General features: G+C 34.0%; 23 protein-coding genes. 1 reads left to right on the top strand and 22 read right to left on the bottom strand.

Translation table 11 applies throughout. From position 1 onward, the window contains the following. Positions 1–6: 6 nt before the first annotated feature. The 22 genes from DN392_RS27865 to DN392_RS27775 all read right to left on the bottom strand — a co-directional run bounded on the left by DN392_RS27865 (position 7) and on the right by DN392_RS27775 (position 18,647). On the bottom strand, positions 7–2,631 hold the full coding sequence (locus DN392_RS27865) for a VirD4-like conjugal transfer protein, CD1115 family (protein ID WP_149238185.1): 2,625 nt from the start codon (positions 2,629–2,631) through the stop codon (positions 7–9). 26 nt (positions 2,632–2,657) lie between these two features. After that, entirely contained in the window at positions 2,658–4,586 is a 1,929-nt protein-coding gene (locus DN392_RS27860) for a hypothetical protein (RefSeq protein ID WP_149238184.1), read from the bottom strand. An 84-nt stretch (positions 4,587–4,670) separates the two neighbouring features. Further along, complete coding sequence (locus DN392_RS27855; protein ID WP_149238183.1) at positions 4,671–4,970, bottom strand: TrbC/VirB2 family protein; 300 nt, start codon at positions 4,968–4,970, stop codon at positions 4,671–4,673. 17 nt (positions 4,971–4,987) lie between these two features. Continuing rightward, positions 4,988–5,239 (bottom strand): hypothetical protein, encoded by a 252-nt coding sequence (locus DN392_RS27850; protein WP_149238182.1) that lies wholly within the window; start codon positions 5,237–5,239, stop codon positions 4,988–4,990. Positions 5,240–5,257: 18 nt separating this feature from the next. Continuing rightward, positions 5,258–5,404, bottom strand: coding sequence for a hypothetical protein (locus DN392_RS30570; protein ID WP_179955930.1), 147 nt, complete (start codon positions 5,402–5,404; stop codon positions 5,258–5,260). Between the two features lie 18 nt (positions 5,405–5,422). Next, positions 5,423–5,785, bottom strand: coding sequence for a hypothetical protein (locus DN392_RS27845; protein WP_000887444.1), 363 nt, complete (start codon positions 5,783–5,785; stop codon positions 5,423–5,425). A 40-nt stretch (positions 5,786–5,825) separates the two neighbouring features. Next, positions 5,826–6,575 (bottom strand): hypothetical protein, encoded by a 750-nt coding sequence (locus DN392_RS27840; protein WP_149238181.1) that lies wholly within the window; start codon positions 6,573–6,575, stop codon positions 5,826–5,828. Next, positions 6,572–7,405, bottom strand: coding sequence for a hypothetical protein (locus DN392_RS27835; RefSeq protein ID WP_098292685.1), 834 nt, complete (start codon positions 7,403–7,405; stop codon positions 6,572–6,574). The genes DN392_RS27840 and DN392_RS27835 overlap by 4 nt, the downstream gene beginning before the upstream one ends. A 33-nt stretch (positions 7,406–7,438) precedes the next feature. After that, positions 7,439–8,764, bottom strand: a complete 1,326-nt coding sequence (locus DN392_RS27830) for an ATPase, T2SS/T4P/T4SS family (RefSeq protein ID WP_149238234.1) — start codon at positions 8,762–8,764, stop codon at positions 7,439–7,441. 34 nt (positions 8,765–8,798) lie between these two features. After that, entirely contained in the window at positions 8,799–9,182 is a 384-nt protein-coding gene (locus DN392_RS27825; RefSeq protein WP_149238233.1) for a hypothetical protein, read from the bottom strand. Between the two features lie 75 nt (positions 9,183–9,257). After that, entirely contained in the window at positions 9,258–9,407 is a 150-nt protein-coding gene (locus tag DN392_RS30565) for a hypothetical protein (protein ID WP_000886822.1), read from the bottom strand. Positions 9,408–9,494: 87 nt separating this feature from the next. Then, positions 9,495–9,869, bottom strand: coding sequence for a hypothetical protein (locus DN392_RS27820; RefSeq protein WP_016085061.1), 375 nt, complete (start codon positions 9,867–9,869; stop codon positions 9,495–9,497). Between the two features lie 19 nt (positions 9,870–9,888). After that, complete coding sequence (locus DN392_RS27815) at positions 9,889–12,543, bottom strand: hypothetical protein (protein WP_149238180.1); 2,655 nt, start codon at positions 12,541–12,543, stop codon at positions 9,889–9,891. A gap of 133 nt (positions 12,544–12,676) precedes the next feature. Then, positions 12,677–13,006 carry a DUF8088 domain-containing protein gene (locus DN392_RS27810; RefSeq protein ID WP_149238179.1) on the bottom strand — a complete coding sequence of 110 codons (330 nt, stop codon included), beginning with the start codon at positions 13,004–13,006 and terminating at the stop codon, positions 12,677–12,679. 343 nt (positions 13,007–13,349) lie between these two features. Next, on the bottom strand, positions 13,350–13,466 hold the full coding sequence (locus tag DN392_RS27805) for a hypothetical protein (protein WP_016085064.1): 117 nt from the start codon (positions 13,464–13,466) through the stop codon (positions 13,350–13,352). Positions 13,467–13,556: 90 nt separating this feature from the next. Further along, positions 13,557–14,048 carry a DUF5512 family protein gene (locus tag DN392_RS27800; RefSeq protein ID WP_149238178.1) on the bottom strand — a complete coding sequence of 164 codons (492 nt, stop codon included), beginning with the start codon at positions 14,046–14,048 and terminating at the stop codon, positions 13,557–13,559. 98 nt (positions 14,049–14,146) lie between these two features. Then, positions 14,147–14,335, bottom strand: a complete 189-nt coding sequence (locus DN392_RS27795) for a hypothetical protein (protein WP_001015798.1) — start codon at positions 14,333–14,335, stop codon at positions 14,147–14,149. Further along, complete coding sequence (locus tag DN392_RS27790) at positions 14,325–14,855, bottom strand: hypothetical protein (protein WP_149238177.1); 531 nt, start codon at positions 14,853–14,855, stop codon at positions 14,325–14,327. Before DN392_RS27790 ends, DN392_RS27795 begins: the two co-directional genes overlap by 11 nt. 486 nt (positions 14,856–15,341) lie before the next feature. Then, entirely contained in the window at positions 15,342–15,644 is a 303-nt protein-coding gene (locus DN392_RS27785; protein WP_001208164.1) for a hypothetical protein, read from the bottom strand. A gap of 878 nt (positions 15,645–16,522) precedes the next feature. Then, positions 16,523–16,678, bottom strand: coding sequence for a hypothetical protein (locus tag DN392_RS30560; protein ID WP_016078766.1), 156 nt, complete (start codon positions 16,676–16,678; stop codon positions 16,523–16,525). Continuing rightward, on the bottom strand, positions 16,675–17,892 hold the full coding sequence (locus tag DN392_RS27780) for an AimR family lysis-lysogeny pheromone receptor (RefSeq protein WP_149238176.1): 1,218 nt from the start codon (positions 17,890–17,892) through the stop codon (positions 16,675–16,677). The genes DN392_RS30560 and DN392_RS27780 overlap by 4 nt, the downstream gene beginning before the upstream one ends. Before the next feature lie 428 nt (positions 17,893–18,320). Then, positions 18,321–18,647, bottom strand: coding sequence for a hypothetical protein (locus DN392_RS27775; RefSeq protein WP_000511079.1), 327 nt, complete (start codon positions 18,645–18,647; stop codon positions 18,321–18,323). Positions 18,648–19,047: 400 nt separating this feature from the next. On the opposite strand from DN392_RS27775, the gene DN392_RS27770 reads away from it, so the two are divergent. After that, positions 19,048–20,319, top strand: a complete 1,272-nt coding sequence (locus tag DN392_RS27770; RefSeq protein ID WP_149238175.1) for a hypothetical protein — start codon at positions 19,048–19,050, stop codon at positions 20,317–20,319. Positions 20,320–20,398 lie beyond the last annotated feature (79 nt).

Here is a 20,398-nt window from a genome sequence, read left to right as displayed (position 1 = left end):
AATCAATTAATCTACCAACATGTCCAATAATTTTTCTAGATATTTCTTCACTTCATGATTTGAAGAATGTTCTATTAAAAATTCCACTTCTTCTGTCTTAGGGCTGATAGTATCCGTTGCGTAATCTAATAATATTTGTACAAGTCGTTTCTGAATATCTTCTGTATCGTTTCTATTTCTTTTCTCTTTCACAAGACCAATGAGTGATTTTATAGCTTCATTAATGTCCGTTTGCTCTTTTTTCACTACAGGATTTGCTTGTTGTTTCTTGATATATTCTTTTTTTGCAACTGGATTTATAATAAAATCCAAGAAATTCAAATATAAGTCTGTTAAATCTAACCCTGTATGCAGAGACGGTATATCAATCCCATTCAAATCTTTTGATGTATCAAAATCCTTCCCTAAGAACTGCCAACGATACGGCATGCTTGTTTCTCTTGTATTTAAAATCGGATACGCTCTGACTTTCTTTCTATTTAAATCCTGTCTATGTAATGCACGAAGTAATAATGTTTCTCCTTCAATGAATTGTGCCAAGCGTTCGGGAGAAATAATACGCTGCTGATCCGCATTTTTTGTTATCTTATTATCTGTTTCTAGGTGGCTTTCGTTTGAAGATTTACCAATAACCGTTTTATGTCCTGCTCGATGTGATATTTCTTCAATCGTGTCTTTATTGGTAGACATAATATATATATGGTTTTGGCAGTTATCTTTAATCTCTGTCGCTTCTTTGTCGTACAGTTTTTCAATTTGCGAATAAGACTGAAGCACCAAATTAAACAACATATTCCGTCCTGCACAGACCGTTAATACCCCGCCCATATCATCAATCGGTGGCATATTACCAAACTCATCTAGTAGGAAATGGACACGCCTATAACACTTTTTACCCTTCGTATCATTACAATTCATAGATAACTCTGTATACAGCTGCTTAACAAAAATACTTGCAAGTGCGTGGTTCGACTTATCGTAGTCGGGGACGATCATAAATACAGCTGTAGGTTTATTGGAATACGATAACTTTGCTTTTGGCTGTAAAGGAAAAGTATTAGCTTTTAAAATCAGTGTGACTTGACGCTGATACTCAGGTTTATGTCCGCATCCCTCTTTTTTCTGATAAACAACTCGACCCTTTTCATCTAGCAGTTTTTCAAAATGTAAGCTATAAAATAATCTGTACTTCTTGTTTGGATTTTCTGCATCTTGATAACGAATGAGTAATAAATCTCCATCTTCTAGAGATTCATCGAAGTTCATGTTGCACATACCTAAGGCTTTCACCTTAATTTCATAGCTTCCAATCTCCGTTTTTTCTTGGTTATTCTTATGAAACGATACCGTTACACGTTTATTCAAAAATCGTTCATCCAACTGAAAAAATAGGTTTTTAGGAAAACCGACTTGTTTTAAATCCAAGCTTGATTTCGAAGTCATTTTCGCAAACATTTTATCCGCAAAAGTTTGTAGTCCTTGATTGGCTGTTGCTAGAATAGACCCCTTTGCTTTTTCTCCTGCAAAGCTAGTTGATCCATACTGCATCTTTGCGACATTACCTTGCGGTAAGTTCTTAAAATATTCATCTAGTGCGCTCTTTTCGGTAAAATCATCAGGATTCTCTTTATAATAAAAAGTACCTAATTCATTCAACATTTGAGATACATTGTGCATCGTAATCTTTTCAATACAGTCATTCTTCACACAATAGTCCACGATGGCGAGAATAATACCGTTAATCGCATTTTGTGCGGATGTATTAAAGAACGCATTATCCCCCGCATTCGGATTGTTATAAAGAGAGAATGTTAATGTATTCGCTCGTTTAGCTGCTTCTTGGTCATCGCCATTCACCCATGCATCAATCACTAACTGCAAAGGGTTATACGACATTCCTTGCAAGGGATCTAAGATATTTAGAACCTGAACATCATATCCACGTTTTTCTAACGTTTCTTTAGATGCACTATATAGCTCCCCTTTTGGATCATTTACAATCAAGCTTGATTGATTTTTTGCTCTACTCAAATTATCAATCATTGGTACGACAATCGTTTCCCCTTTACCTGAGCGAGAAACCCCTAATATTGCTGTATTGACTGTATCTGTATCGACATAATATTTATCCTTATAATGCGATACAGGAACACCTCCATACCCCTCAAACGTTTTCGTAGTTTCAGGAATTTCTCTATACTGTTCTTGAATTTCTTCAATTGTAGTAAAACGGCTATCCCCCTTTTGACCATAAGCTACATTTTCGTCACTTCGATAATTAATCTTTGAATACACCAAAAAACCCATCACCGTAGAAGCTAATAAACCAAACAAGTACATATTTGTAGGCAGAACAGGAAGAAAAACATTTTTAAATGAAATACTTTTCTCCCAATCCGTACCAAATACATCAAAAATAGTTGGCTTTTCAACCGTTTTTGATAATTCATTTACAATGGCGTAGTACGTACCTGCTACAAAATTTAATCCACCTAAAGGAAAAAGCACCGCAAGTGAAGAAATTGCGAGTGCTTTTTTGTTTACCCTATTCTTTTCTTGTGGCAGGTCTTCACCATCAATTTTGTAATTATGATGAAGGTACTTATTCCGCTTGAATTTTAATAGTGCCATTTTCGCATTCCCTCCTTACTGACCACCTACTCAGAGTCCATTAGTCTAGCTAAAAATGTTCTCCGCTTTTTTGTAGACGTTTTTGTTTGTTGTTGCATTGCAGGTTGTTGTGGCTGCATTGTAGGTTGTTGTACTGGTTGTTGATACATAACTATCGGCTGCTGCACAGGTTGCGAATACAGCATCACTGGTTGTTGTGGTGGCTGTTGTTCTGGGTTAGCATGAGCTTTTAATAATTTTTCTTTTAAATCTTCTATAATATTCAATAGCTTCTGTTCCCTGTCGTTACTTCTTACCTCTTTTGCTTCTTCTTTTCTTTGTTGTAAGTTTAGTGCTTCTATTTCAATTCTGTTCTTTTCTTCTTCTATTTTTAATTGACGTTCTTTCATTTCTTTATCATGCTCTGCTTGAATTTCTTCTTTCCATTCAGGGATTAATTGCTTAATTTTATCCTCTAAAACTGCAAACCCCACTTCTTGTTGTTCATTGGCAGCGTTCATAATTTGTTCTGTCATTTCTATAGAATCAGATAAATACTCGTTCTTTTTATCGATCAGTTCTTTTTTGCCTTCAACTTTCAACTCATACACTTTCTCTAAAGTTGCTTTTTTCTTTTCAATTTCATTTTCTTTCTTTAATTCTTCTTCACAAGCACTTACTAACGTATTCTTACGCCCTTCTAATTCCATTTGATATTCCGTCAATTCTGCTTCTTGCTGCAATTTAAAAGATTCTAATGCTAGTCGTTGCTTTTCAGTAAATGCGGATAACTTTTTTTGCATTTCTTGCACTTCTTTATTCTCAAACTCATTTAACTCTGCTAACCTCGTTTGAAAACCTTGTTCAAAAATGTCTTGCAGCCTTTCTTCAGCTTCTTTTTGATAATCACGCATCATGACTTCTTTATAAGTATTTTCAAGAGCCAAACGGATTTCATCTCTCAAATTATTTATTTCTTGGTAATATTTATCTTGAATCAGCAAAAAATCTTTTCCACTTAACACATTTTTTGCATATTGTAATTTTTTCTTTTCAAGCCCTGTAGTTGCTTCCTCACTCATACCAAACCGACTTAATAAGTGCTTGATAGTAAATCGTGAATCATATCTTTCTTGCTTTGTCTCAACTTCACTAAGGTTTAGATATTCTTCATAATCAGGGAATGATACATCTTGATTTTGAGCTTCAATTACAGGCTCTTGATTTGTTTTCTGAACGTCTGAATTGTTACTAAATAGCTCTTCTTCTATACTTTGAACTGAATCAACTTCATTTGTAGGAAATGGCAGTCCTTCAGCCCCTTTTTCCAAGTTCACTCCTGTAGGTAATTCCTCTTGTTCTTCCTCTTCAATGGCAAATGGATCATCCTCTTCTTTCTGATCTAAAGCAGCAGCATGTTCTTGTAGCCCCTGAATATCTTCATCCTCAAAATGATGTGTTCCCTTACTTTTCAATTCATGCATAGGCATTTCTTCAAAAGGATTTTCCTCTACACCTGCAAACTCTTTTTTCACTTCATTATCAACATGTGGTACTTCTTCCTTTTTCCCAAATAATTTAGCGAATAATCCACCTTTTTTCTTTTTAGGCGCTTCTTCCTCATGTTCTATAGCCGTTCCACCTTCTTCAGCTCTGTAACTTTCGAAAATACCTTGTTTGATTTCCATTCCTAAGTCAAAATCAGTTCCCTTTTCAAGATCGTTTGAAATGGAAGTAAGTAAAGAAAATTTACCCCCCACTTGTACAGGCAATTCAAATTCATAAGCTTTTTCATTCTCCACATCTTGTAGTAACAATAACACTTGATCAGATTGTTGATTGTGTTCAATATACCTTTGAATTAACTCTTCTGTTGCCTTTAACCCTAATTGTTTTCCGTTCCCTGCTTTATTCTTCTTTAAAAACTTTTTGAAAGCTTTCGATTGTTCTTTTTGTAAAAACTCTACAATATACACTCTCTTAACCTCATTTCATGTATAGGATTTTTTAAAAATAATAGAGAAGCCTACAATTAGTAAGCTTCTCTTCCAGTGTGTTTATTAGAAACCAGCTGTAACACCTTGAACTGTACTTGCGAAAGTTCCTGCTCCCCATAAAAGAACGCCACCAATAACAATGTACAGTAACCATTTTTTTGCTGTACGACTCGGTCCTTCGCCGAACATGAACATGAAGGCAATGATACATACACAGAAAATAATAACCGCTATGCCAAGTCCTTGTAACTTTCCAGACCAACTTGTCAAAGCAGAACTCACAGAGTCAAAGAAATCATTGTAGCCTATTGTTTGCAAAGAACTCTTTGCTGATTCTAGTAAATTTAATTTTGGTAAATTCATGATTAAGTACCTCTTTCTTAATTATTAGAGTGGTTTTGTCTTTTTTCTTCTGGTTTAACAACTGAATCTGCAATAATCTCCATTGAAGCGTCTTCTAGCATTTTGTTTCGCCACTTAGGATTTTCACCTTGTAACAGGGACAGACAGTTGCTATTCACAATCTCTTGTGACCAACTTTCATAGGTCTTTCCCTCTTTCTTTAAAATCACTGTTACAGCATCCTGATATGGTGCTTTTTCTACCTTATTTCTTCTTGGTGAAGTTGCCATATTGCTTAACTCCTTTACTTAATACTTTGTATTTTTATGAGAGATAAAATGCTGAAATACATCCTCAACTTCAGGAATTCCGTCTGCACAAAGCGTTACGATCGCTATGAGTGCAATTACGCCACCCATAAGAATCATTAAGCGAAACACATTGTTTTCAAGCATTTCTTTAACACCTTCTCTCTAGCGCACTTGTGAAATTGCTGAACCGTGAAACTCCATTTTTACGTCAGGTAGGTCAAAAAGGATAATCTTTAAATTGGCTACAACCTGATAATCAACTACGTCACCAAAGTTCACTTTTTTGTTTAATTGATCACTTTTAACGCTTAAAGCCCCTTGATACTGCTTTTCGCTATAATCTTTTAGATTGGCTGCGGCTTCTTTTGTTAATCCACCATGTCTCTCAATTTGATAGTTAACTTGCTGTTTATACGAATTCACATCGCTTAATTGAATAGAAAAAAGGGCTACTGCCACCATCATCATGATTAACATTAGCCCTACAAACCATTTCACTATTAACATAATTGAACTATCTAGCATAATTCACACCCGCTCATTTTCATTCCCCCTCTCTTATCATTTATGAGAGATTAATAGCTGATAAGTGATGTACTAGCACCGCTGCCGCAAATCCGACTACTAATATGAAAGAACTCATAACAATTTTGGTAGGAAAGAAGTTAAATCTTCTTAACTTAAAAGCTATGATTTCATCTATCGCTCTTTGTAATTCCGCACTTGCCATTTGCCCTAACTCATTAATTACATTGGTATCACTAGAGTTTTGTTGGAAATCATATATCGTTTGCATGATATTAATCGACATATCGCTTCCACTGGAACGCATAGCGTAATCCGTAAAAGGCTGAATATCATTGGGCTTATCCGTCATTTCAGACATTAACTTAGCTAATGAATTCTTATCTACTGGATTATCCATTCGGTTCAGTATCTTTCGAAAAACTTGATACAAGCTTGTTGATCCACCCGCTTCTTTCAAATAAGGAATCAGCAGCCTTGTAAACTTAGAGAAGTTCAAATGTCTTTCAAACTTAAAAGCGTTATACGTTTTGGTCACATGCGTATACTTAGAACGATAGAAGAAGAACGGTAGCCCAAACGCTAACAGATAGCACCAACTTGTGAAAAACAAGCCTAGTAACAACCCGAAAAAGCCCAGTAAGATTGTTTGGGTTAAGCGTTTCTTTTGAAACTTATTAATCATTTGTTGGGTATTTCCCATCTCTTCTAACATGCTGTATAAATCCTCTTCAGCAAACAGTCGATTATAGCGGTTCTGTTTAATACTTTTAGCTGCTACTACTCTCATGTTTTGACCTCCATTATTGAGTCATCAAAAAGATATGTAGTAAAGGATTTAAAGAAGAAAAACATTAATGTCATATAAATACCACTTGTGATCCAGCCAATCGGATGCCCTGCGAATGCCGTTAAATACGTCTTAAATCCAAAAGAAAAAGAAATCGCAAGTACAAACACCACGATTACCCCACAAAGCATTTTCATATCTTTTAGATGCCCTTCTTTTTTACGCTCATAATCATCCTTTTTTTCCTTCGTCTCATTGTGATGCGTTTTGATATCTTTCAATGTTTCCAGATTCGTTCTCCCCTCTAACACGCACGTTTCAAGCTGTTCTAAATACTGGTCGAATGTAATATCTTCACGATATTTATTGGACATTTGTTTAAAAGCCTGAAGTACTTGTTCTTGATCCGCCCCCATTACGCTTGCTAATAATATTTTTAAGTCCTCTCTTAATTCTCCTTGCGAACGATCACTCGCTCTTCCTAACGAAGTTAATAACGTTTGGCTATCATTCGCCAAGAGTGAAGTCATATTATTAACAAACTTATTTCTTTCCCGAAATGAATCACGCTCATATGCCCTTTTAATTATTTTAGGCATTAGCACTTTCAATCCATATAACGCTCCAATGCATCCTAAAATTAGCGATACCCACCATATATAGAGCAATAGAAAAGAAAACACCCCTGTAACTAATCCTGGAATAATTGCATATCGAAGATAATCCTTTTTATTTAAAGGCTTTCCATATGCGACCTTGAAAGCATTGATTTCTTCTGCATTCACAAATTTCTTTTTCTTGGTTTTCGCATTAAATGTAGAGATTTTCATACTCCATACCCCCTTTCAAGTAAATTTTATGCTCTATCTACTTATGACTAATCCCTTTTTGACGGTTATTTCATCCGTATACTTAGGAAGTTCATAGCTCAAATCTATTTCCGCTAGTTTGTCATAAAATTCTTCTGATAGTTTTCCCGTAGAGAAAGTAAATTTGCCGTGTCGGTATTTTTGTTCAAATACCATTTCACATCCCTCAACTGAATACTCAACTATTTTTGCTAAATAGCGAATGACACGTTTAATTTGCTTCCCATTTGTATCAGTTGTTTTCACTACTACACGTTTAATATGGAAGCCAAAATTAAAGTAGCGCATGATATCCTCTTCTAGTGACTTTTCATCTACTTGATATCCAATTTTGGACATATTCACTAGTCTTTTCGGTGATGTTTCTGCATCTACCGAGTGCAAGGACGTCACTACATGGTGTCCTGATAATACTGCTTGAATCATTTCATATGTTTCTTTTCCACGAAGCTCAGAAATCATAATCCAACGTGGATTATTTCGTAAGGCAGCCACTATTTCGTCTGTTACAGTAACCCCGTTTCCCGTTAACCAACTAAACACATCTTTGTCAGGAAACAAGGACTTAACATGTGTTTCAGGTACATCTTCGATCATGATTGCTTTATGCTCAAATTGAACGAAAGAAAATAAAAGTTTAAGCAATTCGGTTTTCCCTGTTCCCGTTTCACCCGAAATTAAGACATTATTTCGACTCTTCATTACTACTTTAAAAAAGTCATATATGAATTGAGGGGCGAACAATCCGAAATTCTTCTCATTGAGTACCAAATTAGGGCGAACAATCCTTAATGACATCGTAGAGTTTCCATTCGTATTTTGACTATGTACCGCATTGATACGAATTGAACCATACACACCATCAAAGATAGGGTTTTTAGGAGTAAACTCTTTCCCAATCGCATGAGCAAACTTCTGAATCAGTCGTGTTATATATTGCTCAGTAATTTGGTGCTCAGTGTCTTTATAAATCTCTTTATAATCACTTGATTCCACAATTAAATGACTACCGTTATAGGATATATCGGTAATATCAGGACGATCTTTAATTAATCTTTCTATAACACCTGTCCCAACAAGTTCAGACACGACATATTCAATCACATCATCCACTTTGTCTTCATCATAATCCATAAAATATGCTGGATACTCACTTTTAATTTTCCGCTTAATTTCTTGCCTTGCTTCTTCTTTTAATAGTGCATCAATAACTAACTCAGCATATCTATTTTTCAAGTCATTTCTTATCGTTTCTAACTTTTTAGGATTAAAATCAGTGAAATCTGTTTTATGACCATTTGTCTTTTTTGCACCAAACATTTTTATATCACTTAACATACGTTTCCCCTTTCTTTTAAGATGCGGCAATACTTACTTTATAAGTTGCTTGATACGTTTGATCTCCATCTTGGATAATGGCTCGAATCGCTTTAGTAGAACCATTCTTATTATCTAAGTACTTAAATTCATATTTTGCATCGTTACCAATTTTCACAAGCTTATTTGATTCAATACGTTTTTTAAAATCTTTTTCAAAGTCACTCTTTACAATAAACAGCTCTCCACTTTGAACACGAGAGCTATTATCTGCATTCGAAATTACACTCGCTCGAACTGTCTCTGTAACGCCTTGTGTAACTGAATCAGTAGCGAAATTCTCTCTATAGTAATAACCACCTATAGAAACTAAGAAAAGCCCTAAAACAATTATCACTAGGATGAATGGATGGTCTTTCAGCTCCTTCACTCCTTTCCAAACAAATAAGGAGAGAAAACTCTCTCCCCTTGTTGGATGTGATCTTATGCCTACATACTATTTAACAGAGGAAAGTTTTGTTTTAAACAAACCAATTACTGACTGTGTTAAGTCAGGAAAAGCAACAGATACAACCCCTACTAAAGCAGCTCCAACTATAACCGCCCCAATCATCCACCAACTACGATCCGTATTTTGATCTAACATGTTACAACATCCTCTCAATTTTTGTTTTTTTATATAAAAAAGAGACGTAATATCTTAATTACGTCTCTTTTCCTACCTAATTATTATTTAATACAGCTTAATTCCTAATTTGATAGCTCGCTCTACTGTTAGGTACTTGCTCAACATCAACATATTAATTGCCCCTAATGTAGTTGGCATCAAATCATTTATAACGTTATGGATTTTATCTTTTATAAAGACAATCCACATATTAAAGCTAAATCCATCAAATTGACTCATATCAAAACTAAAGTCAAAGTGGAACATATCTTTAATTGAAAAGTTCCCTGAAAGTAAATCTCCGATGCCTGCTTGTGAAAAAGCGGAAAGGCTGCCTTGCAACGAATATCCAATTAAACGAATTACAATCCCAGTAATTACGAAGTATAGCGCCATGAAGATAATTTGTTTTTTGGCTGAACTGTATGTTAGGACATTCACTCAATTCTCAACTCCTTTCCTATCGCTTTAACCAAGCAATATCATCATCTGACCAATCAGAAGGTTTACCGTTTGGGAAAGGATTTCTAGGATCAACAGGCTCTAGAAGTACTTCATCATCTTTTAATGTTTCAGAGCCAATCGTTCCATACATATATGCAAACAGATTTAAAGAGTTGGCAATCTCAAAATTAATTTGATTTACTCCAATAACTTCACTAGATTTTAAATAAACACTGTAATCACCTAATTCAGCCCAAATTGGAGCATATAATCTACGTTTCCCATCTTTCAATGCATTCTTGATACGGGAATCTTTATCTTTAACCTGTTGATCCGTAAATAAAGTACCTGTTTTCTGTTCCACATTGATATGTGGTAATTCAAAGGTAAAATGAGTGTTCTTTTTTTCTGAACTAACGCTTTTTTTCGTTTCGTCCAGTGGAACGATGACATTACCATCTTTCTTCACATAATTTAGATGCGAATCAATTAACCTCTTATCTACCAAAGCATTTACCTTGATATCATAAACGGCTGCCAACTCATTGTTATAACTAGCTTCAGTTTTCAATTCAAAACCATAGCCTGTTTTTTGCTTAGACAGTTGTTTTAACGGAATTGTAAGTGTTTCATAGAAAACTTTCATTTCTTTTCCGACTTCACGTTCCGTCATAATAACGCCTTTGTACTTCAATTCAGTAGATTCTTTTGCATTTGCCTTAACTGTTTCTTCAGAAGAAGTATATCCATCTGTATCAATTTCGGGATTGCTAGATGTAATTTCACCTTTAACCATCCCCGAAATCTTTACAATATAGTTATTATGCTTATTTTTTTCCAGTCCATCTTTTGGCACAGTCCAGTCACCAATATGATCGGGTATATCTTTCAATATAAATTCTTTTGAAATCAACGCCTGATTAGAGCCTTTTTTAAACAATTCAATCTTCACTTTTTTAGAAGAAACTTCAGGGATATTCATGCCATAAGGAAAAGTTTTTGTTATATCTAATTTGACTGGCAATCCTTTTTGAGCATTTGCAGTGTAAATCTGAATATGTTTCATATTTACATCTAAAAAAGGTAGTTGATAGTAAAATTTCAATTCAACATTTCCACCCTCAACCGTTCCTTTTTTTGTTTCAACCGGAACTGGCATATAGCTTAATTTCTCTTTTTTAAAGGTATCTTTGGTTGAATACGAATACTCTTCTCCATCAAATTTCTTATCCGTTGTATGCTCTAAGACTTCATTATTAATCTTATCTACATGCCATACATCAACATTCCTTTTATATAACTTAGTAGAAACAGTATTAGATGTATTAACAACTTTATCTACAGTAACAGATAATGTATTGACCCATTCAACAACATCGTTCTTGACCAACTTATTTAAAATTTTAATTTCAGAAGGTACAACATCGATTTTTACTTTGTAGGTTCTTCCATAAAATGAACTACTTTTTAAAGCACTTGATTTCGCTTTAAAGAGGACTGTATTCCCACTACTGTTATTACTAAAGAATCCACTAACATCTTTACCTTCTTCATCCTGAATACGAATGGATTCAATGTTCAATCCCTCAGGGATAGTATCCTTAATCTCGTAATTCCCATAATAATGCTCCTTGTATTCGTCATGAACTTGATGCACTAAGTGATAGGAAAACTTCTGTTTATAAGAATTCAAAACATTCTCCGTAAGCAATTTATCATCGGACGAAACACTAATATACTTTTCAGGTTTCAAAATTTCGGTTCTTGCTAATTTCTTACCTGTAGTGAAGAAAACTTGAACGTCATTTAGTTCGTTAAAGTCAGGCTTTATAGTAGGACTATCCCACTTTCCGATAAAAGCCCTCGTCCAATCAAATGTAATCTTCGAAGTATTACTAAAAGTAATTGTTAGATTAGTAAATTTGTCATGATTATATGGAAATTGAGAATATAATGGATTGTTAGTTGGTAAACCATCGGGAAAAACATTATTATTCGTAGAATCAAAAATTGAATGCCAACCATTGGTAAACTCGTGTTTTAGCCATCTATCATTGGTTGCATACAGTCCATCTAAAGCCTTAATTTGACCGTCACTAAGACGTATTCCTTGTCTTACATCAATATCAGCAAATGTAAGGTATCCATCTAACGACACCACATTTCCAGTTTCATTGTCCATAAACTGCCATGTTTGCGTAACTGATTTATAGTTTTGTGTCGCATGCCTTATACCTCTAGGTGAATAAGAAATATTCCCCTTCTGATTTGAGTAACTGTCCCAACCATCAACTGTAATCTTTAAATCTATCCATTTCCCATTAAATTTACCAACTTTTCGATACATAACACCTACTTGTCCTTTTTGGTTATCGTTTGTGGGTATAAATGATAAAAAATCTTGCCCCTCTGAAGGACTCCATTTTGATTCCCAATTCGCATTCCCAAAAGTCTCAACTGTAGTAACATCTTTTATAAATTCTGGATAGAATTTATACTTAGCGTTAATTGTCGTATCATCACCAACAACGGTTGCAATGTTAGAATCGATTAATGCCCCTGTATTTGTTATGTCATTAGGATATGCCGCCTTTACTCCTGTCTCTTTACTAAACAAAGTAATGAAACAGAGTAGAAATACAGCTAAAGCAAATCCTCTTTTAAACTTCATTGGCGCTCAATTCCTTTCTAATATTGATTTTTCAATATCAGAATGTGGGACTTCTCGCTCTTTCTTTCATATAAACCTCCTTTTAAATTTTTTCCAAAATAAAAAGCCCATCTAATGATAGGCTTTTGCTTAATTATTTGTTTGCTCGTTCAATTGCTCCAATTTCTGCTTCACAATCATCTTCTGTCCAATCCTTTATTAACTCCCATGGATAATTTGCTTCTACGAGAATTCTCTTAAAAGTACCCTCTTTCGTTTTACTCATGGCAGCGGGATCAGGTTCAATGAATTTTTCTTCAGTACTAATATTCATTTCTTCCTCAATTACCTTAGTTAACTTCACCGTTCCGATATCTCCATAAGGTTGCGTACTATAACCTTTATCATTCAGAAACTTTACTACTTCTTGCATATCCTTCCACGCTGCTGTACCTTGATCGAATTTAATAGTAATTATATTCATAATACATTCTTCCTTCCTTTATAAAATTCAAAATCTAGTACATTAACTCTTTGGATTAAATTTCACAACCGCATTCACGGCAAATTACTATAGATTCATCTGATCCTTTAATCTCGATAGTTTGATTATTTTCATGTGTACATTGTTTCATTCCCCATCCACCTTTCTTTATAAAATTCAAATTTGATAGATTTTGCAAAGTTTGTTTGCACTAAAAAAGAAAATTAACTCAAAAGAATGTGTATAACAAGATTCTCAATTCCTACCCAAACTAAAGTGACAAAAGATATAAAAACAAACCACAAAAGAAAATCTTTTACAGTTAATTTATGATCCTTCATTTTTACACCAAATTCTCTGTAAAACTAATAATGAAAGAAAGTAACAAATCAAAAATTAATAGTAATACCATCATGACTGTTATCATTGCAGGGAACATCAAACGATTTTGACCAAGCATTTCATTTTCCTCCTATTAGTTTAGAGTCATTGGCAATAAAAAAGAGCAGAACCATTAATATGATTCTGCTCTTACAGTTATTTATATGTTCTAGTTTGTTTTTTCGAATTTCTTTAAACTTTTCTTATTATTTTCAAACTCTTTTTTCAAAAGGGCTTCTTGATCACTTGTCTTTTCTAATTCACTTTTAAATTTTTTCCACTTAGTATCATTAGAATGTGATGAACCCATATTAACTGAATTAAATCCTTTTTCCGTGGATGTGATGATGTAATATTCAGTACCACCAAAAATAAGCCAAGGATCATTTCCTTTTATTTTTTCTTTTACGGAAATTGATACAACTGAATACGAACCACCTTTGTATTCCATTGGTTCAACTTTATAAATTGCTTCATGACCTTGATATGCTTTAGTTCTCCATTCATTATCAGCTGTAACTTCAATAAAATTCTTATCACTATCTTTATAAGTATCACCCTTTTTATAAGGGACTGAAGAACCTCCACACCCTGCCAGTAATACTGTTATAGATATAAATAAAGCCGATACAGCTGATAAAAACTTAAACCTTTTAAACATGGTCTCTACACTCCATTCCATTTATATTCATTACATTAATATATTAACATATGAACATTTGAGACCCCACTACTTTTGTAGCGCTATACATCTAATACTTACTGCAAATGGACGAGCCAATGATTCCCTCTCAGCAAAGTGATGTTAAACACTTTAAAGGTATGAATCACATTCATTTTCTTGCAGCAAACATCTATACTTTGTCCGAGATCATATCTTTCATCCAACCCAAACAAATCTACATGAATGCTCTTTGTTCTTAATATCTTCTCGATTTTATGATTCATTCGCTTCCCCCCGTGATACATCCTCATTTTTTAGGGAAGCTAGTACCTTTTGAGTGCTATAGCGGTACAGTTCAGAAAACAATTCATTTGATTTGTTCAATGTAACCAAGTATTCTGTTAATCCTACTAAATGGACAAATCTCTTATTCGCACTAACTAGTAAATTTATGCCGAGTGATCGGCTTCCGATTAACACTTTTACTGCATCCATTGTTTTTTCCTCTACGCATTCAAAAGAAGTAAGAGCAAGAAATAATGTCTTTCCGTCTTGCTTATTTGAACTAAGTTGTTTACGTGCCTTATTCAACGCTGCCATGCAGTCAGTTTCGCTTGTATAATCGTTAAAATCTATATGACAAACAAGTGCATGATTATCTTGTAGTGCGTTTATTAGCTCTTTTTGAAACTCTAAGCAAACATCTTCTTCGCCTTCAATTAGGCAGCCTGTCGTATGCTTTGTTTTACTTGTAAGGATATTTGCTATCTGCCTAATATACCTTTCTCGGCATTCCATACTCATAATTTTTTACTCCTATTTGATCTGTTTAATTCTACAAAAAATATTTTGTATTCTTGATTTTTTAAAAATAAACGGTCTATATTCGGTCGAATACAAATGCGAAAAAAGGAGTATCTCCATTTGTAACAGGGGCGTTTAGTCTCGTTACGCCCTCTCGTTAAAGGAATGCTTGTACAAATATATCGCTCTGGAATTTCTCCGTCATGGCGTCATGTGTACAGCCCTTTAAGTAGTCTGTAGGCTTGCTACAGATAGACCAACATCGATTGCTATTTTCAAGCGGACTATTGTCCCTAAAGGTTTATTCGTGTCTTGCATCTCCTAGATTCACGAAATAGATTGGCATGCGATGATTTGCCCTTCCCCCAGCAACTATATGAAGTTTTCAAAGAACAGGGTGGGGATCATACACAAGATTTATCTTCTTAAGCTATGAACCCCAAGTGTGCTATATTTCTTGCACAATTAAATCGATCAAATGTATTACTACTTCACTTTTTTCTTTGTTCTTCTCTCAAAAATAACCTGCATCAATGTACCACATGGCTTATTCTTCTTGGCAATAATGATACCGTCGCTATTTCTTACACATTTGATATACCTAAACATATTTGTTACTGGAACTTCTCTTCTAACTGTTTGATCATACAGATTGCCATTGTCGAGAACGACTAAATTCTTGCCATCAAATGTACTGACTTTGTGCGCTCTATTTAATAAAGTGCCAATATCCATCTCTTTTGTTACTTTAAGCCTGTGTGTACCTTTGCTAAACTCTTTTTCTCTCATGGTTCTTCTCTCCAATCTTTAAAAATTAAGTTTGTATCTAGACTTTCTCACGATCTAGATCGTTACAAGTTTCTTAACTCAACCCTATCCACATAAACAACTACAAATATAAAGGTGAGCATTATAAAATTTTCATATAGCCAATGGGTTTCTTACAGAATACAAAAAAGGCGTAAACTAATGTTTTAGTCTACGCCTTTTTCTTCAATCCGAAGAACCACTTTTAAGAAGGATAACCGCACGACATCAATAATATTGCTAAAATTCACGTGTAAGTATACCCTTGCATACCTTGTATAAATACACGAAACAGTATAATATTATTGATGTTGCATCTCGTTATGCTTCATCAAGTGGGCAGCCTTTCTAAAACAGGTCTAGTGTTTTAAGAAGGTCGAAAATATCAAGAGCTACCAACTCTTTTTATTTTCAGCCCATGTAACTATGTAATTGTTAGTAGTTCACAATTTAGATGCTAATAAACATCTTTCAAAATTAAGATTACAACGATTGTGTTTTATCGTCAATCCATAATTTCTCAAAAACTGCTATATCTAACCAAACTACATATCAAAAGTCTTCGGAAAACCCAGTGTTATCAACGGATTAGATGACTGGGATTTTTTTTCGGACTTTTTTTAATTACAAATTGTGGAAATACGTAGAACGTTTGTTCTAATTTTAGTACTTATTTTTAGCTTTGTAAACATAAATCGTAATAAATAACAATAAAAATATAGTTCTTCATTCAGAATGCTAGTTTGTGAATTTTTCACATACGTTTCTCTTATATCGAATTTGATATTTGGGAAACTTCCCGTAAAACAACGAATGCGATTGCCTCTATTGAGACAATCGCATTCTTAATATTTTAAGGGTTAACCCATTCCGCCGCCTGGATCTCCCATTCTAGCATATAATTGTTCTGAATCTTTTTTGACTATATTGTTTGACTGTTCTTTACTACCAGTAGCAGTAAAAACAATTCCCGCTACTAAAGCAATAGTTGTTATTGCAAGTATAATTTTTTTCATATAGCACCACCCTCACACATTGTACCATTTTTAGTGAATTTAACCAATATCTTTTTCGGGAACTTGCTATAGAACCTGTTACCTTCGCACTCAAATTGCATAATTGAGTTTTTAATTAAAGTAACATCATTCTTCGCTATTCCTAAATAACAATATTGCATCGGAGTTAAAAATCCTTTGTTTTTTTCTAGTTCAATAAGAATTTCAATTGCTCTTTGATTGTTTCCCTTAACAATTTCAAAAAAAGCTTCTTCAGCAGGATGATAGATTATAATATTGTCTAGCTCCTGTTGATTAACTAACTTAATAAATGCATACGTAGTCAAGATTGCTTCTTTTCTTTTGTTTGCCCTCTCTGATTGACATAAATCAAGCATATCTAATGACTTATTTATATACCAAGTTGCTCTCTCATAACTTTCAAACGTATATGATTCTGCAAGATATACAAGTGCTGAAGCTCTTAAAAGCGAGAAACACTCTTTATCATCTTCTAAATTCAGTATTTCATGGCACAGTTCTCTTGCCTTATCAACTTTATCTTGCATTAAATACGCATAAGATAGCCCCTCTTTAATTCTTCCGCTGTAAGCTGCTCGAATAAATTCATCTGTAATCAGTTCAATATTAGGCTGCATTACTTCCGCATAATCAAAAAGGGAATTAAATTTTTCTAAATCATACATCGTATAGAAAGTTAATATCCCATATAAGACCTTAATTTCTTCCGTCTTAATAATTTTACGCTTTTTACGTTCTTCAAGTTCGTCCAATAATGCTTTCCCTTGAAGAATACCACTACTACGCATCCATACTAGTTCATATGCAAAAGCCCATTCCCTATTCATTGCTAACGATGATTTTTTCCCACTATCAACGACTAATTTTAATAGCCCAAGATCACCTTTAGCATTTGCGTATTCCATAGCGATTCGTAAATTTATCTTGCTTGTGGTAACAGAACAAAAGGTATATAGCATTTCCTGCCTTTTATTTATATCGTCATATAAAATGTTGAGTAACTTAAGTAAACTCCAAAAACCAAATTGAGTTTTACCTGTTAGGTTCTTTGAAAGAGTACCCCCAGCAACACCCATTTCCTTCGCAAGATCTCTCTGATTTCTTCTTTGGAAATCAATTGTATCTATAAGGCTACCTAAAAATTTATTTAGTGTTTTTTCGGATTCTACATTCTGATTCTGCTTTAAATTCATACACATTGCCCCTTAATGTAAGGATTCCCCATTAATATTCTATAAACGGAATGTTAGCATATGGTATCTTAGCATAATAGTACTAGAAGTCTTGTCGGAAATTGTCGATAAATCTAACTTATCAAGTATGAAATAATGCATATTAAAAAAAGAGAACTTCAGTAATAAAACCAAAGCTCTCTTTTGCACTCTAATTTTTAGCTATCTTTCGTTTCTTAAAATTCTGTGCTCCAAAACTTTAAAAAGAACGCCATGTTTCACATGAAGAAAGAATAGTTTCCTTGAATAATTAGTTGGTTATTTTAATCATGCTTCCTTCTAGGGGTATCGCCAGCATTTCGGAAAAAAACCACGCTAAGCAAAAAATAAGCTGTCCAGATGGACAGCTTATTTACATAACTACCGTTAGCGGAAGTCATTTTAAAATTCTATGTGTCGATTTTTTCTTTGCCCTTACGGATAAACCACCATATTAAAGCCACAAATAGCACGAAAAGCGGTATTATTTGAATAAAGAAAAATCCTTTCCAAAAATAAAGTGGATTATTATATGTAAATTCTGTTGACGCCTCATGTGTATAAGAAACAAACGAACCTACCAAATAAGCCATTGGAATTGTAATTAGATTTATCCCTAGAAAGATCATTATTAATGATAAGTTTTTATCTTTAATTTTTGGTGAACCAGACTTGATAAATAAAAATGTTGCAGTGCCAAATATAAGAAAAAGTGGTATTACATAAAAAATTCCCATAATATCCCTCCGTGATTTTAATTGTACCATCAGGAAAGACAACTTTGTGCAAATTTGGATGAATAATATATACATGCTCGGTTAACATAACGTCCTATTATCGGTAGCAAAGAAAAAGGGGAATCCTTACTCTCATAAGGAATCCTCTTTTTTATTTTCTATAAAGCTATTCATCTTTTTATACATTCCTATTATGGCGCGGTTTTAGGTTTCTCGTTTGTTACTGGATTAGCCGAAAAACTGTATAAAATCTTGTATACTCTTAGCGTAGTTTTTTTCCGAAATGCTGGCGATACCCCTTCTATACATAACTGCCCATTAATTAGAATAAAAAATGTTAAATACCAAATAATAATTTCATGTTCTCAATTATTTTAGAAAATTTATTGGAGGTTATACTATGGCGGATGCTTGTGGTTCAGTTTGGGGAAGTATCGCACCGAAACATTCTACTGGGGATATTACAAAAGAATTCAATTGTGTAGAGTTATACATATATGTAATTCCTGCAAAAGAACCCGAACGTGATTTTAATCTAGATAATATTTGTAGAAATGTCAGTATAGCATCTAGAATTTGGTGTGAAAACTGCAATATTATCCTTACAGTCGAGGAAAAAAGAATTCTTACCAATGAAGCAGAACTAGAAAAATTTGATTTATCTGTTCAAGAACTAGAAGATTTAGAAGCAGAGAAAATTGACACTTCTATTTCTAATTTTGGTAACGATACGGTTGATAAATTAGTCAATAAATTCATACCAGAAACACTTGGACCCGACCTTTCCAAAAAGATAATTATTTATTTTATACAAGGAAAAAAGTTCAAACCGAATAGCGCAGCTGGACACACTATAACTCAGGGTGTTCCATTCCCTGTAATTCTGCTGAACGAGAGTTATATTGCAGAGAGAATTGCACATGAGGTAGGGCATGCACTATTTTCCCACGTAAATAATGGGCTGGCTCCTAACCCTATACAAGGTGACCCAACCCACAGCCAAGATCCACAGAACCTTATGAATCCAAAGGTGCAACAAATCCCTGGTCCAGTGAAAAAAAACACTAACTACATCACAGGAAGACAATGTTCGATAGCGAATTCTTCAGATCTTTTATCAAATAAAGAATTAAAAATTGGATACTTTGAAAGGTATCATAGGTATTCTGTTAAGTTCACAAAATTAACCTGTCTATATTCAAACGATGGCGTAGAAGCAGTACCATACCCACCATTTGTAGATGAAGACGATACTCTTGAGGCAAAGTTTGAGTTTCATGTAAAAGTACAAACATCGATAGGTGATGGAGAATATACTAAAAATTATCCTTGTAAATTTGATGAGGACGAAGGGGATAATAATAAAAATAAAGAACCTAACATCGTTATAGATGATGCTGAAATTCGCGAACTCCCGACCGATACAATTATTATCGAAGTTACAGGAAGAGATGACGATCCTGATGACAAATTCCCTGATGTGAGACAAAAATTCACAATAAATGATAGTTGGGGAAATAACCCACCACCTAACAATATATATACCCTATTGTCTGAGGAGAATGATCATGTGCAATATAGTGTGGAATTTATCATTACTAAGACAGGGTTTAGGGACATTCCTCATTATTTCGAGGCAGCAAACATTTGTAAGGTACGCGAAGTTTTTTAGATTTTTGTAGACAGAACCCACTATGCGCTAAAAATAATTATGATAAATACTTAAACAACAATACAAAATAGTAAAAACC

This window comes from Bacillus sp. BB51/4, from assembly GCF_008368845.1.
In the GTDB taxonomy this organism is placed as follows: domain Bacteria; phylum Bacillota; class Bacilli; order Bacillales; family Bacillaceae_G; genus Bacillus_A; species Bacillus_A wiedmannii.
This window is presented reverse-complemented; position numbering and strand designations above follow the sequence as displayed.